Raw genomic sequence first — 15,719 nt, forward strand, 5'->3', positions numbered from 1 at the left:
ACGGGCGGCACATGTCCGTTATCTGCAAACGGCATGCCATCGGCGGGAGACGTTGCTGCGACTGGGTTTGCGAGGGATCGCGACGGAATCGCGGCGCTTTCTTGACGCGTGTCGGGGATTGGGCGTGACGGGGTGGTGGCGGTGGTCGGAAGCTTGTCGCGTGGGCGACCCGTCTGCGTTTGACCGTGCCCGCTCACCTGTGGGAGCGCACCCTGTGCGCGACAGCCACGTTGGGGTGTACCGCTCCGTAGGTTTGTCGCGCACAGGGTGCGCTCCCACAAAGGGCGACCCGCAACCTTTAATCCAAGATCCACGGCAAGCGCACCCTTGTAGGAGCGCACTTGTGCGCGACCGCGGCGCTGGGTGCTCCGCTCCGTAGGCTGGTCGCGCACAAGTGCGCTCCTACAAAAAAGCTGCCGGCCCGCGACGCCAGGGCGTTGTTCGGCTCTTGATGTGGCTCTTGCCCTAGGGGTCTCCGTATGACGCGGCGGGCGGGTGGAGGAAAGCCCGAAGGGTGGCCGCATGGATGCGGCCAGTTTTTCGACAGGACAGGGATGTCCTGTCGAAAAACCCCGTAACCCGACCGCGCACCTGGAGGGCGCAGCCCGGAAGGCGCGTCATCCGGGGGGCCCTTTCTTTTGGTTACTTTTCTTTGGGCAAGCAAAGAAAAGTAACTCGGCTGCCGGCAGGCAGACGAAACGCCCGCCGCGTAGGCGGCACGCTGGCGGTAAGGCGACAACCGGAGACCGACGAAACTGGATGACCAGCCATTCGGCAGCCGACGAGCCCCTCCCGCCTCCGCCGGGATGACGATCAAAAGAGGACTGCGGCACTTCCAAACTACGAGGCTAGGTTGGCCCCTCACCCCAACCCTCTCCCCAAAAGGGAGAGGGAGAAAAAAGCGACTACGCAAACATATCCACCAACCCCACCACCTTCATCACCGGCGCCGCCATCCAAGCCAACTCACCCACACCCTCAGCCACCCCACTCTCAGACCCGGAAGAGGAACCACCCGACGTCCCGGCCTGAGAAGAGCCCTGCCCTGTATTGCCCTGCCCCACCTGCGCCTGCCCCAAGGTCAAACCATGGTGCGCCAGCATCGAATCAAGCTGGCTCAGCGTCTGCTGCACGGCGTGCACGGCCTGCGGGTGTTGCGCGATGAAGGCCACGTCCACATGGTCCTGCTTCACGCTCACCTTCACATCAAGCTCGCCAAGGTCCTCAGGATGCAGGCGGATGCGTGCCTCCTTGACGTCCTGGCCGCCCAGCCAGGTCACTTGCTGGCTCAGTTCCTGCCCGAACGAAGGCGACCCCACGCTCGATTGCATCGTGAGCGCATGCGGAGCGGGCGCGGTCGCCACGTTCGACGAAGTCTGCGGTTGCTGCGACATCGCCTGGGCAGTGAGATTCTTCAGTGCATCGACCGAGTCATCGCTGTGATTGCCTTGGCTCGAAGACGCCGTCAATGCCTGCAAGGCCGTGCTGAATGCGTCGCCCTGCGTGGTCGGCGTGGTATCGGTCGCCGGCGCGGCCACGGCGTCATTGCCGTCGCCCACGTCCTGCGTCGCCATGGAAAGGCTTTTGTCCTCAATCCCACCCAAGCCCTTGTCCAGGTCAGCCGCGCCGCCTGCCTTTGCCTGCCCCGCTGCTTGCGCAGCACCGAGCAGTGCGACGGTGGCCGGCGTCACAACGGATGCAGCCGCGGCAGTGAGAGCGTCCGTCGCATCTTCACCGTCAGCCGCCGCCGGGACCGCACTGGCAGCCGCCGAAGCCGGCACGCTCTGGCCCAGCAAGGCGAGCATCGCGGCGGCAGCGGCGGGCGCGTCAGAGGCCGACTTGTCGTCGTCCTTGTCGTCCTGCTTGCTCTTGGCGGGTGACTGCGATGGAGTCGAGGAGCTGGCCTTTGCCGATGCGTGCCGGCCGTGCACGGGCCGTGACGGGTCGCTCTGCTGCGCCAACTGCTGACGGGCATGCTGCAAGGGCTTGCTGAAATCCTTGTTCGGATCGCTGGACGATGCGCTCGTCGTATCGCTGACAGGCGCGTTCGTCGGCGGCAGATTCACCACCGCGGCAATGGACGAGGTCATACGATGATCTCCTGGAATGCGTTGATGGCGGTGCTCACGAGAGCCCCCTCGCCGGCCGGCGGTACTGATTGCGTTCGTCGACCTCGGCCTGTTCGCGGCGGTCCTCGCTCTTGCGTTCCTGTTCGCGGTAGCGATCGATCACACTGCCCAGCGCCTGCTCGCGGGCGTGGGCTTCGCGCCACTGGTTGCGCGCGCCATCAAGGACGCGGCGTTGGCGCGCCACTTCGTTGATCTGTTGCGCGATGACCTGGTCGATGCGCTCCACGAACTGACGCCGGTTGAGCAAGGCGCTCACGCTCACCCCGCCCTGCGCCTCGGCGTACTCGGCGCGGTATTTCTGCAGCTCTTCCAGCTGCTGCTCGGCCTTGGCGAGCTTTTGCTGCTGCTCGGCCAGGCGCTGCATGGCCGTTTCCTGACGGTCGTGCGCGAGGTCGGCGGCAGGTTGCAGGCGGTTTGCGCGGGATGTCACGGCGTGCCTCCGGCGGTCAGCATTTCAAGTGCGCCAATGGCGTCGTTGAGCGTGGTCGGCGCGTCCACCTCTTGCTGCAGGAAGTCGCGCAAGCGCGGCCACATGGCGATGGCGTGATCCACCTGCGGGTCGGACCCTTTCTGGTAAGCACCCACCGTGATCAGATCGCGCTGCTGGCGATACGCCGAATAGACCTGGCGAAAACGCTGGGCGGAACGCAGGTGTTCGCGCTTCACGACCGCCGGCATCACGCGGCTGATCGATGCTTCGATATCGATGGCGGGATAGTGGCCGGCTTCGGCCAGGTCGCGCGACAGCACGATATGACCGTCGAGAATCGCGCGCGAGGCATCCGCAATCGGATCGTGGCGATAGTCGTCGCCTTCGGTGAGCACGGTGTAGAACGCGGTGATGGAACCACGCCCTTCGGCATCGTTGCCTGCACGCTCGACCAAGGCCGGCAGCATCGCAAACACCGACGGCGGATAACCCTTGGTGGCCGGCGGCTCGCCGATCGCCAGCGCGATCTCGCGCTGCGCCTGCGCATAGCGCGTGATCGAATCCATCAGCAGCAGCACGCGCTGGCCGCGATCGCGGAACCACTCGGCGATCGCGGTGGCGTACTGCGCCCCGCGCAGTCGCTTGAGCGGCGGCGCATCCGCCGGCGCGGCGACGATCACGGCACGCGCGCGCCCTTCGGCGCCCAGCGTGTGTTCGACGAATTCCTTCACTTCGCGGCCGCGCTCGCCGATCAGGCCCACCACCACCACGTCGGCGTCGGTGTAGCGCGTCATCATGCCAAGCAGGGTCGACTTGCCGACGCCCGAACCGGCGAACAGGCCAAGGCGCTGGCCGCGGCCAACCGTGAGCAGCGAGTTGATCGCGCGCACGCCAGTATCGAGCGGCGTATCGATGGGCTTGCGCGCCATCGGGTTGATCGGTTCGTTCTTGAGCAGGGCGTGCTCGTCCACATCGAGCGGGCCAAGGCCATCGAGCGGCACGCCGTCGGCACCCACCACCCGGCCCAGCAAAGCCATGCCCACCGGCAGGCCGCTGGTATGCGCGCATGGACGCACGCGGGCGTTGGGCAGCACGCCATGCATTTCGGTGACAGGCATCAGCAAGAGGCGTTCATCGGCGAAGCCGACCACTTCGGTTTCCAGTTCGCTGCCATCAGCCGTGGTGACCAGGCAGCGCGCACCCAGGGGCGCCTCGCAGCCTTCCGCTTCCAGCGTAAGGCCGACGACGCGGCGCAGACGCCCTTCCACGGTCAGCGTGCGCGCGCCGATGGCGCGTTGCCGACGACGGGCCAGTCGCTCCTGCCACAAGGCGGCACGCGACGGGCTGGGCGCGTTCATCCACGCACCTCGTCGGCATCTTCGTCGATGCCTTCGGCTTCGGCGCCGAGCACGGCATCCACGACCGCGGCGAGCCGTGTTTCAACGCGGGCGTCGAGACGCGAGCGCTCGCTTTCCAACAGGCAATCGCCGCGCTGCAGGCTGTTGTCGGGCAGCAGTTGCCAGTGCGACTCCACCATCTCGAGCGAACGCAGCAAGGCCAGATCATCCGGATGCAGGCGCACGCGCAGGTTGCCGCTGGCCGAAGGCAGCGCCAGCGCCGCCTGGCGCACGGCTTCCACCACCAGGTCGGGGGTGGTGCGCAACTCGTGCGCCAACACCTGGCGCGCCACCGTCATGGCCAGGCGGGTCAGTTCCAGTTCCACCAGTTCGTCCATGCTGCGCAGGGGACGGGCGGCCGATTCCAGCAAGGCGTCCAGTCGCTGCATGCGTTCGTGCAAGACCTGCTGCGCCTCGGCCATGCCCTGGGCGAGGCCCGCGGCATAGCCCTCTTCGCGCGCTTGCTGCTCGATCGATTCCAGCTCGCGCACGGTTGGCTGCTGCACCGGCTCTGGCGTCGGCTCGACTGCCACCGGCTCGCCCACTTCGGGCGGGAGCCAGCGTTCAAAGGGCAGCAACTTGTCGCGGTTCATCACGGCATTCATGCGACCAGCTCGTCACCGGTGCCGGAGAGATTGATGGCACCCGAATCGGCCAGCTTGCGCGCGATGGCGAGCACTTCCTTCTGCGCCGAATCCACTTCGCTGAGGCGAACCGGACCGGATACTTCCAGGTCGTCGCGCAGCATGTCGGCCGCGCGCTTGGACATATTGGCGAAGATCTTTTCGCGCACGCCGGGCTCGGCGCCCTTGAGCGCAGTGACCAGGCGGGCGGTCGGCACTTCACGCAACAGGGTCTGCATGCTGCGGTCGTCGAGGTCACCGAGGTCTTCGAACACGAACATCAATTCTTCGATGCGGCCGCTCAGGCCCGAGTCGTGGGTACGGATGGCCGCCATCAACTCGTTTTCGCGGCTGGTTTCCATCGCGTTGAGAATATTGGCCGCAGCCTTGAGGCCACCGACGCTCGCGGATTTGAGCTTCTTGGTGTTGCCGCCGGCGAACTGGCGCTCCATGATTTCGTCCAGCTCGTTCAACGCATGCGGCTGCACGCCGTCGAGCGTGGCGATACGCATCACTGCATCGCTGCGCACGCGCGGCGCCAGGTAACCGATCACTTCGGCCGCCTGATCCGGTTCCAGATGAGCCAGCACCAGCGCGATGATCTGCGGATGTTCCTGGCCGATCATCTCGGCGATGGCGCGGCTCTCCATCCACTTGAGCGACTCCAGGCCCTTGCTGGAGCGACCAAGCAGGATGCGATCGATCAGGCCGCCCGCCTTGTTCTCGCCCAGTGCATTGACCAGGATCTTGCGGATGTATTCCTCAGTGCCGACGCCCAGCGAGGTGTGCCGCCCCATGTCTTCATTGAGGCGTGCGAGCACCATTTCCACCTGCTCACGGGTGACATTGGTGAGGCTGGCCATGGCCGAACCCACCGCCTGCACGTCGCGTGCGCTCAGATGCCTGAGCACCTCGGCCGCGTCCTGTTCGCCCAGGGTGAGCAGCAGGATGGCGGCACGCTGCGCGCCGCCGATTGGCGTTTCTGCTTTCATGATGCGTTCTGCCCGCTGACTTGTTTCACCGTCGCCTGCCGCTGAGGAGCCAGCGACGACATGCGATGTCGACGCTGGCCATGCGGACGTCGTGCGAATTCGCGCTTAGCCGCCATCTTCGCCCACCCAGCTCTTGACCACCTGCGCCACCTGCTTGGGATTTTCGCCGACCATGCGGCGGGCCAGGCCAATGCGTTGCTCGTACGCCAGTTGCGGCGGCACGCCGAGCTTGAGCACGTCGTCGCCCTCGTCCTTGTCGTCCACGCGCACCGAAATGGTCGGCGTGTCCATGGGCATGGCACCGGCCAGGGCAAGCTCGCGACTGGTGGACGGCGCGCGCGACAAGCCGCGCAGCAACGGCCGCAGCAGGCCGAACGCCACCAGCAGTGCCACCAGGATGCCGGCCGCCTGCTTGATCAGGTCGAGCATGCCCGGACGTTCCCAGAACGGCTGTGCCGGCGTGGCCACATCGTTGCTCGGGTCCTGGTGGAAGGCCTGATTGATCACGCTGACGCTGTCGCCGCGCGCCTCGTTGTAACCCACGGCGTTGCGCGCAAGCGTGGTGAGGTGTTCCAGTTCCTGCGGGGTGAACGGCACGCTCTTGTTGCCGCCCTTGTCGCCGGGCACCAGTTTGTTGTCGACCACCACGGCCACGGTGAGACGCGCGAGGCGACCCGCCGGATCGCTGACGTGGCTGATGGTGCGATCCAGTTCGTAATTGCGCGTGGCGCTGCTGGAGTTTTGACTGGGGCCGTTGCTCTGCGCGGTCGCGGCTGTCTTGCCTGCCCCATTCTTGCCCGCGGCAGGCTTTGCTGCGGTCGGCTGCGCCACGGTATTTGGCGGCTGGTTGCTCAACGCGCCAGGAATCGAAGCGTCGTTCGCTTCGCCGGTGTGCTGTTCGCTATTGGTCTGCTCGCTGCGCAGCGCGGGATGTTCGTGGTCGAACGTCTCCGTCGCCTTCTCGGTCTCGCTGAAATCCAGATCCGCATAGACTTGCGCGCGCACTTTGCCCGGGCCCACCAGCGGCGTCAGCAGTTCTTCGATGCGCTGCGCATAGGTGTTCTCGATGCGCGTGGCCAGACGCAGACGCGTATCGCCGATGGCGCTGGCGCTGCCCGCATCGGTGGTGGTGAGCAGCTGGCCCGCCTGATCGACCACCGACACCTGCTTGGGATCGAGATTGGGGACACTCGACGCCACCAGGTGGACGATCGCCGCCACCTGGCTCGCATCGAGCTGGCGACCGGCATACAGCGTCACCAGCACCGAGGCGCTCGCTTCCTTGTTGTCGCGGATGAAGGCCGACGGCTTGGGCAGCGCCAGATGCACGCGCGCTGCGCGCACCGATTGCAGACCCGCGATGGTGCTGCCCAGATCGGTTTCCAGCATTTGCTGGTAACGCGTGCGCTCGGCCAGATCGCTCATGCCAAACGGCGAATCGGCACCGGGTGCGGCAGCAGTGGCGGAGCTGCCCTGCGGCAGGCCCTGCGCGGCGAGCTTGAGGCGAATGGCCGCCAGATCGGAAGCGGGCACCATGATGGAGTTGCCATCAGCGCCCAAGGTGTACGGCGTATTGGAGGCCTGCAGCGCCTGCGTGACGGCGGCGGCATCCTTTTGTTCCAGACCGGCGTATAGCAGGCCGTAGTTGGGGCCGCGCGACCACAGCACCACGGCAACGCCAAGGGCAACGGCGCCGGCCACACCCACCAGCAGCAACAACTGTCGTGTTGCCGGGGTGCGCGCAAGCTGCTTGAGGTCCAGGCGAGAACCGGGGCTTTCGTCGGTGGTCGCGAGGGCGTTATCGGCCATGAAGACTGCTCTTGCTTGGGGGACGCAGAAACGTCGTCAATGGACCGGTCAGACCGGCATGTTCATGATGTTGTTGTAAGCGTCGACCAGCTTGTTTCTCACCTGGGTCAACGTGTTCAACGACAGATCGGCCTTGTTGATGGCGACCATGGTGCGACCGAGGTCGGCGCCGTCATCGCCGCGTTCGAAACTCGCTGCCTGCATGCCGGCGTCGGTCTGCGCATCGGCCACCGACGAAATCGATTTCTTGAGCAGGCTGGCAAAATCGGTCTGCCCTGGCGCTGCCGCGGTAAAGGACTGCTCCGCCGGCTTGGTCTGCAAGGAGAGCTGGCGCATCTGCGACAGCAGGTTGTTGACGTCGATCTGACTCATGACGGAATTCCAACGCGTAAAGAGTTATCGAGGGTGTTACTGCACGACGTGTGCCACGAAGCCGGAAGTGAGTGGCGCGTGGTGAGCAGTGAGAGAAAGCGTGACGCAGTTCCGCTTTCCGGAAGTGAGTGAAGCGGAGTGCGTGGCGTGAGCAGGGCAAAGCCTGCCCTCTTCCGCCTCTCACTCCTCCCGACTCACTCCCGCACTTAGGCCTGCAAACTCGGCTGCAGACCGTACTTGCGCAGCTTTTCCACCAGGGTCGTGCGCTGCATGCGCAGCAGTTTTGCCGCGTGGGCCACCACGCCGCCGGTAACGTCAAGCGCTTGACGGATCAGACCCACCTCGATGTCGGCAAGGTGATCCTTAAGATCCAGGCCCCCCTCGGGCAGCATCACCAGCGAATCGCTGGCCACCACGGCCATCGGCTCGGGCAGCACGGTGGAGTGACCGGTCATCAGCGACAGCAACGCCGCGCCTCGCACTTCCTCCACGATCTGCTGGCCGCGATATTTTTCCGGCAGGTCGCTGACGCGCACTTCGCTGTGCGGATAAAGAATGGAAAGACGCTCGACCAGGTTGTAAAGCTCGCGCACGTTGCCCGGCCACGCATAGTTATGCAGCGCATGCATGGCGCCGGCGCTGAAGCGCACGCTGCCCAGGCCACGACGCGACAGGCGCTGGTTGAATTCGCCCACCAGCTCCGAGAGGTCGTCCAGGTGCTCGCGCAGCGCGGGCATTTCCAGCGGGAACACGCTCAGGCGGTAGTAAAGGTCTTCGCGGAACTGGCCATCGGCGATGGCGGCTTCCAGGTTGCGATGCGTCGCGGCGATGATGCGCACGTCGCAACGCTGGGTGCGATTGCTGCCCACGCGCTCGAACACACGCTCCTGCAGCACGCGCAGAAGTTTCACCTGCATCGGCAAGCTCATGTCGCCGATTTCATCCAGGAACAGCGTGCCGCCCTCGGCCAGCTCGAAGCGACCCTTGCGGGTACTGATGGCGCCGGTGAATGCGCCCTTCTCGTGACCGAACAGTTCGCTTTCCAGCAATTCGGCGGGAATGGCGCCGCAGTTGATCGCCACGAACGGCTTGTCGCGACGCGAGGAACACTCGTGGATGCTGCGCGCGACCATTTCCTTGCCGGTACCCGATTCGCCCAGCACCAGGACGCTGGAATCGAACGGAGCTACCTGGCGAACCAATGCGTTGACACGGGCCATCGGACCGGAGCTGCCCACCAGCTTCAACTCCGGACGACGCGGCGTCTGCGCCTGCGGGCCACGAAGCGTCTGCGAGAGTTGGTCGTAGCGCAGCGGGAATTCGATGATGCCGACACGGCTGTTGTCGGCGGCGGCGTCATTGCCCAGGCGCGGCAGCCATTCGGAATCGGCGGCCATCAACACCATTGCCTGATTGGACGCAGTGCCCAGCCGCGCGAACTGACGTTCGGCTTCGGCTTCATCCCATACATTGCCCACATACACGGCGCGCCATGCGTGCGTCGCTTCGTCCACCATCTCGCACTCTTCGCCGCGCTGCGGGCGATAGCCGAGAAATTCCAGCGCCGAAACGACCGACTCCGCCCTGCGGTGATCGGACTCGATCACCAGTACGTCGAACTTGCCCATGTGATGTTCTCGTGCGTGCTGCTTCATTGGTGTCCCCCTGGATTGCACCTGCTCGCTGACGACAATCCGTCGCCGTCCGCGAGTAGGAATGAGCAAGAAGAAGGCCAGCCAATCACGTTTTTTCGACGCGGCGTGGGACTTCACGCCTGCCGGTGAGCGTCACCTGATGTAAACGTTGCCAGGAAACTACGCAGCGGTACGCCACAGACCACTGAAATCGCTAAAAAAAAATCCCGAGGCGCAATGCTCGGGATGGTGACCCTGTGCGACACCCTTTCGAGATGTGCGTCAAAGAACGTTCGTGTCGGGTTTCCGTAGCGTGATAGCGATCACATTACGATTGTGAACCGGGTTCGCAGTCTACGTCGCGGTCGCTCGGCGCTCTGCCACTTTACGTCGGTGATGGCGGAACACGAGTCGCTCAATCGCGTCACATGTCGCCTCATCCATCGATTCGAAGGCAACAAAAATGTGATATGCATCACGCTCTTGCACGACTTGCGCGGCAAGTTCCAGCGGCAAGGCCAGGCATCCGTCGAAGTGCAGACGCACCAAAGCATGCTCTTGCGCAGCCGGCCACAAGGACTTGGGCAATAACGCGCCAATCGCGTTGAAGCTGACACGCACACGGGGCGGCAGCTGCGCGTCGCGCTGAAGCAACTGGTCCAGCATGGCCATCAGCACGTTGAGCTTGCTGTCCAGGCGCTGCATGTCCTGGCCAAGCTGGCTCTCTTCGTCCAGTGCCTCGCTGCGGCGCTCGTTGAACACGGCCAAGGTGCCAAGCACGCTGAGATTGCGATCGCGCATGGCCATGCGCTGCAGCTCGCCCAGTGGCTCGGTCAAGGCCGCACAGCTCACGTGCAGGCCGTCGTCATAGGCCACCCGCTCGGAAAACTGCTGCCAGGATGCGTCTTGCATGATTCCCTCGTTGCGCTGGGCCGGTGAACGTCGCGGCCGTGCCCGATTATGCGCGCTTGCTGCCGGGTGGCGCCGGGCTTATTCGACGCCGGCGCGCAGATAGGCGCTGAGCGCGCGATGGCGATGCTGATGCTGGCCCAGATCCTCGCCCAGGCGATCGCGCTGCTGTCGAGCCAATTCGCGCACTTCTTCGGTATGCGCCAGCAAGGTCTTGAGCACGGGCAGCGACTGGGCTTCGGTCATGGGCAAGCGGGCGATCTGCTCGCTGCGCTCGGTCTCCAGCGTCGCCACGGCGTTCCAGTCGCCTTCACGGGCGGCTGCCAGCATGCGTTCGCTGAGCTCAAGCGCCACCGCGCGCGTCGCGTCGTCCATGTTCATGCCGCCGCGCTGGGCTGGCTGCCCTGTTTTGCCAGGAAATCATGGCGGATCTGGCGCCAGGCATCGCGCACCGGGGTGAGCAGATCCACTACTTCGTCGATCGCACGCTCGTCGTTATTGAGCTGCGCGTGCAGCAGGCGACGACTCACGTAGTCGTAAAGCGCATCGAGCCGGCCCGCCAGCGCCCCGCCCTGCGCATGATCGAGGCTGCCGCGCAGTTCGGTGACGATCGCGTGTGCGCGGCTGAAGTGCATGCCCTTGGCCGGCACATCGCCGCGACGGATCGCGCCACGCGCCTGGTTGATACGGTCGATCACGCCATCGAACAGCATATTGGTCAGCTGGTGACGGTCGGCACCTTCCACGCTGCCGCGCGCGCTGGTTTCCTGATAGAGCGCACTGGCGTTGCGCATGTAGCCGTAGGTCATGGTCGATCCCCGGAGGTCAGTTCTTGGAGCTGGAGTTGGTCAGCTGCGCAAGCGCCGTGGTGAGATACGTGCTGGTGTTGTTGAGCGAGGACATCAGCGTATCGAGCGCGGTGTACTGCTGCTGCAACTGCGTCTGGTACGTGGCCATGCGGTTGTCCAGCGAGGTCTGCTGCTGGCCCAGCTGCGTCAACGTATTGTTGAGGCTGTCCATCCGCGTGCCGATGATGCCGCCACTCTGCGTGTACGAATTGATCGCCGTGTTGAGCGTGGTGCCATAGCCGTTGGGACCGGTGAACAAGTCCTTCACTGCCGAGGGATTGCTCTGGAAGGCCGCGGCAAGCTTGTCTTTATCCAGGCTCATGGTGCCGTCGGCATTGCGCGTGATGCCGACATTGGCCAGCGTGCCGATGCCGTTGCCCTTGACCGAATTGCTCAACACGGAGGCGATCTGGCGCTGCACCGAGGTGAGCGTGTTGTCGCCCAGCAGCACGCCGGGAGGATTGGCGCCGGTGGTGTCGAAGCTCGACAGCGACGTTACGGTGGACGCATAGCTGTTGTACGCGTCCACCAAGCCCTGGATCGCGTTGGTGGCGGCGGTATTGTCCTGCGCCACGGTCAGCGTGTTGGTGCCGGTGCCGGTGAGGTTGAGCGTCACACCGTCCATCATGCCGCTGACGGAATTGGTGGGACTGGTGACGGCGATGCCGTCCAGCGTGAGCTTGGCGTCCTGCGCCTCGTTACCGCCCGGTGTGTTGAGCGTATTGGCGAGACTGGTGAGGCCGCTGCTGCTGGTGGCGTTGGCGCTGACGGTGAAGCCGTTGGCCACGCCCGTCTTGGTCGAGCTCAGCATCAGCTGCTGGCCATTCGTGCCGTTGACGATGGTGGCCGTCACACCCGGATTGGACGAGGAATTATTGATCGCCGTGGCGATGCTCGACAGCGAATCGGTGGCCGACACGGCCAGGTTCATGGTGGTCGAACCGACCGTGATGTTCAACGTGCCTGCGCCGACTGCCGTACCCGAAGTCACCGGGCTGCTGGCACGCTTCTGCGCCGTGGCCAGCTGGCTTACGGCGATGGTGTAGGTGCCCGGATGCGCGCTCGACATCGTCGTCGCGGTGCCGATGCTGCTACTGCTGCCCTGCGCGGTCAGCGTCGCGTTGTAGCTGCTGAACGTGCTGGCGGCGCTGAGCGTCGCCAGCGCGGTCTGGATGCCGCCCAGCGCCGAATTCAACGACGACAGGCCGCCCAGCAGGCTGTTCGTCTGGTTGGTGCGCGTGGTGATCTGCTGTTGCGATGCGGCCTTGCGTGCATTCACCAGCGCCGTGACGATCGAATCGACGTTCAGGCCCGAGCCGATGCCTGCGGCGCTGAGCGTGCCGCTGCCGGCGGACGATGAACCGCTCGACGAGGATGAACTGCCGGAGCCGCTGGTGGCCGACGTGAGCGAATTGAGCAACGCGCTGAGGCTGCTACCGCTGGTGCTGCTAGTCGTGGTCATCGCACTACCTTGTCCGTTTCCCGAAGTGATTCCGCCGTGGCGGAAGTTTTCGAGCCCCCGGCAAAATCTTCACGCATGAAGACTTTGCCGGAAGCTCCCGAAACACCGGGCGGGCTGCGAGGGGCAACCCGCCTGGTGGTAGATCCGGCCGCGGTGGATGCGACTCGGGAGGAGTCGCATCCGGGCCTGCGTCCGTTACTGCAACAGCTTGAGAACCTGCTGCGGGTTGGAGTTGGCCTGGGCCAGCACCGAGATACCCGCCTGCTGAAGCACCTGCGCCTTGCTGAGGTTGGCCGTCTCGGCCGCGAAATCCGCGTCCTGGATGGTCGACTGCGAAGCCTGCAGGTTGGTGGTCTGAGCGGCCACCGTGGAGATGGTCGACTGGAAGCGGTTCTGCACCGCACCCAGCTGGGCAGCGAAATCGCTGACCGTCTTCAGGGCGACGTCGACGCGGGAGATCAGGTCGTTGGCCGAATCCACCGTGCCCACGCTACCCGTGGCGAGCGAGCCACCGGTCGCGGCCGAGGTGCCCTGGGTGTAGGTCGCACCGGCGTTCACGTCCGTAGCGGACGCGCCGACGATCTGACCCTTGGTGTCGCCAACCGTCAGCGCACCGGCGGAGTAGAAGTTGATGCCGTTGCCGGCACCATTCACTGCCGCGCTGACGCCCGTGATACCGGCCGCGTTGATGGCGTCGGACACGTCCTGCAGGCTCTTGGCGCTGCTCAGGTCGATGGCCGTGCCATTGATGGTCAGGCCTTCCTTCGACAGATCGCCCGTGGCGGCCACGACGCCCGTGGAGGCACCGGTGCCGGCAGCGGCGGTCGAGGCCGGCAGGCCGAGCGTGGTGGCAGCTGCGCCGGTGAAGGTCAGGGCAGCGGCGCCGCCGTTGTTGATCTTCAGTTCGCCCGTCGTGCTGTCAACCGACGCCACCGAGCTGCCCGCAGCCGTGTTGATGGCGGCAGCCAGGTCACCGGCGCTGTGGTAGGTGCCAGCAGCAACGGCAACGTTGGTGGTGCCGCCGTCGACGGACACGTTCAGCGCGCCAGCGGCGAGCGTATAGCCCTTGAACGCATTGCTGATGTCGCCCGAGGCCACTTCGGCAACCTGGCCCATGGCGCTCGACTTCACGCTGGTGCCCAGGCTCACCGAGATGGTCTGGCCGACGTCGGCGCCGATCTGGAAGCTCTTCGTCTTCATCGAGCCGTCCAGCACGTTCGAACCGTTGAACGTGGTCTGGTTGGCGATACGGGTGATTTCAGCCAGGCGCTGCTGCACTTCCTGGTCGATCGAGGCGCGGTCCGAATCGGTGTAGGTACCGTTGGCCGACTGCACCGCGAGGTCGCGGATCGCCTGCAGGTTGGCGGTGACCTGGTCCAGAGCCGAACCTGCGGTCTGCGCCAGGTTGATGGCGTCCGACGCGTTGGCGCTGGCCTGGCCGAGGCCGCCGATCTGCGTGGTGTAGCGCTGCGAGATGGCGAAGCCGGCGGCGTTGTCGGCGGCGCTGTTGATCTTCAGACCCGAGGACAGACGCTGCGTGGCGGTGGACAGCGCGCTCTGCGACTTGGTCAGGTTGTTCTGCGCGTTCAGCGACGAGATATTGGTATTGATAACGAGAGACATGGATTTCTCCTACGTAACCGGTGACCGGTTGAATTGGCTGTATGCGTGCCGGCGATCAGGTTCCGCGTGGGATGCCATCCGCCTCAGTGAACTTTTCGGCCCGTCCTGCGATTACTTGAGCCGTGTTCGATGCCAATTCGTGATGGAGCGCACTGGATCGGGCCTTGCCCGCCTTTCTGCCGTCCCATCAACCATTCAACGTTGCGTAGCCCTCCTCTCGTTCTTGCGATGTTTGCCTTGCGCGCAGCTTGCTGCGATTACTTCAGATAGTTGAACAGGCTCATCGACTTCACCTGCGCAAACATCTGCTGCGATGCCTGCAACGCCGTCTGCTGCAGCGACAGATTGCTGATGGCGGTATACGCATCGGCGCCCTGCACATCCGACAGTGCGCTCTTGTAGGTGACGCTGAGATCCTGATAGGCGCCCTGCTGCTGTTGCAGCGTGTCCAGGCGTCCACCGATGGAGACCTGCACCGAGCTGATCGCCGACTGCGTCTGGTCGATCGACTCGATCTGGCGACTCATCACATTGGTGAGCTGCGTATCGGTGGTGCTGCCGCTCTGCAGCGCATTGATCATGTTGGTGAGCGTGCTGAAGATGTCCTGCTGGCCACCGGATGTAACCGACACTGTGTCGCCGGCGGCAGGCGTGCCGCTCATCGCCATGGTCATGCCGTTGAAGCTGATCGAGCCGCCATCGGTATACGTGCCAGTGACCGGGTTGCCGCTGCTGTCGAGCACGGCGTTGCCGTTGGCATCGGTCGCCGACCACGTGCCGCCGGTGCCGAAGGTGATGGTGTAGCCGCCGCCGCTGCTGGACGCGGCGCTATTCCACGCATTGAGATCAGTAACGCTGTTGCTGCCCACCACCAGGGTGCCGGTGTTGGCGCTGCCTGCACTGGCTTCGAACGTGCCATTGCCCATGGGAATAGTCATGAACAGGCCCGAGCCCGGATCGCTGCTGGCGACCTGCAGGCCTGCGCCCACTGCCGAGCGTTGCTGTGCATCGTTGCCGCCGTAAGTCACCACGCCATTGGCGTCCGACTGGAACGGCGTCTTGGTCGTGCTGGTGCCGGCAAACAGTGCGTTGCCGTTGCTGTCGGTGGTGTTGGCCAGTTGAAGGAGCTGGTCGCGCATCTGGCTGAGCTGGCTGGCGATGCTGTTGCGGTCGCTCGCCGACAAGGTGCCGTTGACCGCCTGCAAGGCCAGCGTGCGTGCATTGTCGAGCACGCTGTTGACTGAGCTGAGCGTGCTCGCCTCGGTGTTCAGTCGGGTGTTCGCCGTATCGATGGAGTTCGAATACTGCTCGTTCGCCGCGATCACATGATTGAGGCTCACCACCTGACCGGCACCGGCCGGATCGTCGGAGGCCAGGTTGATGCGATTGCCGGTGCTGACTTCGTTCTGCGTCGCGGCCAGCGCGCTCTGCTGGCTGAGCATGGTGCTGAGCGACTGCTGATACATCCAGCTCGTTGAAAGGCGCATGGAC

The 15,719-nt window shown here is 64.8% G+C and carries 14 protein-coding genes; all 14 read right to left on the minus strand.

What is annotated here, in order from left to right:
* Positions 1-905: 905 nt before the first annotated feature.
* Entirely contained in the window at positions 906-2,090 is a 1,185-nt protein-coding gene (locus AB4Y82_RS10160; protein WP_441602977.1) for a flagellar hook-length control protein FliK, read from the minus strand.
* Between the two features lie 34 nt (positions 2,091-2,124).
* The gene (gene fliJ, locus AB4Y82_RS10165; protein WP_441602978.1) at positions 2,125-2,559 is read right to left on the minus strand and encodes a flagellar export protein FliJ; all 435 of its coding nucleotides are present in this window, start codon (positions 2,557-2,559) and stop codon (positions 2,125-2,127) included.
* Complete coding sequence (fliI, locus tag AB4Y82_RS10170; RefSeq protein WP_441602979.1) at positions 2,556-3,917, minus strand: flagellar protein export ATPase FliI; 1,362 nt, start codon at positions 3,915-3,917, stop codon at positions 2,556-2,558. The genes fliJ and fliI overlap by 4 nt, the downstream gene beginning before the upstream one ends.
* Positions 3,914-4,561, minus strand: coding sequence for a flagellar assembly protein FliH (locus AB4Y82_RS10175; RefSeq protein WP_441602980.1), 648 nt, complete (start codon positions 4,559-4,561; stop codon positions 3,914-3,916). The genes fliI and AB4Y82_RS10175 overlap by 4 nt, the downstream gene beginning before the upstream one ends.
* Complete coding sequence (fliG, locus tag AB4Y82_RS10180) at positions 4,558-5,553, minus strand: flagellar motor switch protein FliG (RefSeq protein WP_441603154.1); 996 nt, start codon at positions 5,551-5,553, stop codon at positions 4,558-4,560. The genes AB4Y82_RS10175 and fliG overlap by 4 nt, the downstream gene beginning before the upstream one ends.
* 123 nt (positions 5,554-5,676) lie before the next feature.
* Positions 5,677-7,380, minus strand: coding sequence for a flagellar basal-body MS-ring/collar protein FliF (gene fliF, locus AB4Y82_RS10185; protein WP_441602981.1), 1,704 nt, complete (start codon positions 7,378-7,380; stop codon positions 5,677-5,679).
* 48 nt (positions 7,381-7,428) lie between these two features.
* A complete protein-coding gene (gene fliE, locus AB4Y82_RS10190) occupies positions 7,429-7,752 on the minus strand; it encodes a flagellar hook-basal body complex protein FliE (RefSeq protein ID WP_441602982.1) in 324 nt (107 codons plus the stop codon).
* A gap of 206 nt (positions 7,753-7,958) precedes the next feature.
* Positions 7,959-9,380 (minus strand): sigma-54 dependent transcriptional regulator, encoded by a 1,422-nt coding sequence (locus AB4Y82_RS10195; RefSeq protein WP_441603155.1) that lies wholly within the window; start codon positions 9,378-9,380, stop codon positions 7,959-7,961.
* Between the two features lie 360 nt (positions 9,381-9,740).
* Complete coding sequence (locus AB4Y82_RS10200) at positions 9,741-10,298, minus strand: PilZ domain-containing protein (protein WP_441602983.1); 558 nt, start codon at positions 10,296-10,298, stop codon at positions 9,741-9,743.
* Positions 10,299-10,376: 78 nt separating this feature from the next.
* Positions 10,377-10,670, minus strand: a complete 294-nt coding sequence (locus AB4Y82_RS10205; RefSeq protein WP_441611261.1) for a flagellar protein FliT — start codon at positions 10,668-10,670, stop codon at positions 10,377-10,379.
* A 2-nt stretch (positions 10,671-10,672) separates the two neighbouring features.
* The gene (fliS, locus tag AB4Y82_RS10210) at positions 10,673-11,104 is read right to left on the minus strand and encodes a flagellar export chaperone FliS (protein ID WP_441602985.1); all 432 of its coding nucleotides are present in this window, start codon (positions 11,102-11,104) and stop codon (positions 10,673-10,675) included.
* 16 nt (positions 11,105-11,120) lie between these two features.
* A complete protein-coding gene (fliD, locus tag AB4Y82_RS10215) occupies positions 11,121-12,605 on the minus strand; it encodes a flagellar filament capping protein FliD (RefSeq protein WP_441602986.1) in 1,485 nt (494 codons plus the stop codon).
* Positions 12,606-12,800: 195 nt separating this feature from the next.
* Positions 12,801-14,228: a flagellin N-terminal helical domain-containing protein gene (locus tag AB4Y82_RS10220; RefSeq protein WP_441602987.1), complete on the minus strand. Its 1,428-nt coding sequence runs from the start codon at positions 14,226-14,228 to the stop codon at positions 12,801-12,803.
* A 257-nt stretch (positions 14,229-14,485) separates the two neighbouring features.
* On the minus strand, positions 14,486-15,715 hold the full coding sequence (gene flgL / locus AB4Y82_RS10225) for a flagellar hook-associated protein FlgL (protein ID WP_441611262.1): 1,230 nt from the start codon (positions 15,713-15,715) through the stop codon (positions 14,486-14,488).
* Between the last annotated feature and the right edge of the window lie 4 nt (positions 15,716-15,719).

The organism is Dyella sp. 2YAF14, assembly GCF_052114725.1.
Lineage (GTDB): Bacteria > Pseudomonadota > Gammaproteobacteria > Xanthomonadales > Rhodanobacteraceae > Dyella.

Coding starts and splice junctions, on each gene's coding strand:
- AB4Y82_RS10160 (WP_441602977.1), bottom strand. CDS start 2,090: ATGACCTCGTCCATTGCCGCGGTGGTGAATCTGCCGCCGACGAACGCG.
- fliI (WP_441602979.1), bottom strand. CDS start 3,917: ATGAACGCGCCCAGCCCGTCGCGTGCCGCCTTGTGGCAGGAGCGACTG.
- AB4Y82_RS10175 (WP_441602980.1), bottom strand. CDS start 4,561: ATGAATGCCGTGATGAACCGCGACAAGTTGCTGCCCTTTGAACGCTGG.
- fliF (WP_441602981.1), bottom strand. CDS start 7,380: ATGGCCGATAACGCCCTCGCGACCACCGACGAAAGCCCCGGTTCTCGC.
- fliE (WP_441602982.1), bottom strand. CDS start 7,752: ATGAGTCAGATCGACGTCAACAACCTGCTGTCGCAGATGCGCCAGCTC.
- AB4Y82_RS10195 (WP_441603155.1), bottom strand. CDS start 9,380: ATGGGCAAGTTCGACGTACTGGTGATCGAGTCCGATCACCGCAGGGCG.
- AB4Y82_RS10200 (WP_441602983.1), bottom strand. CDS start 10,298: ATGCAAGACGCATCCTGGCAGCAGTTTTCCGAGCGGGTGGCCTATGAC.
- AB4Y82_RS10205 (WP_441611261.1), bottom strand. CDS start 10,670: ATGGACGACGCGACGCGCGCGGTGGCGCTTGAGCTCAGCGAACGCATG.
- fliS (WP_441602985.1), bottom strand. CDS start 11,104: ATGACCTACGGCTACATGCGCAACGCCAGTGCGCTCTATCAGGAAACC.
- fliD (WP_441602986.1), bottom strand. CDS start 12,605: ATGACCACGACTAGCAGCACCAGCGGTAGCAGCCTCAGCGCGTTGCTC.
- AB4Y82_RS10220 (WP_441602987.1), bottom strand. CDS start 14,228: ATGTCTCTCGTTATCAATACCAATATCTCGTCGCTGAACGCGCAGAAC.
- flgL (WP_441611262.1), bottom strand. CDS start 15,715: ATGCGCCTTTCAACGAGCTGGATGTATCAGCAGTCGCTCAGCACCATG.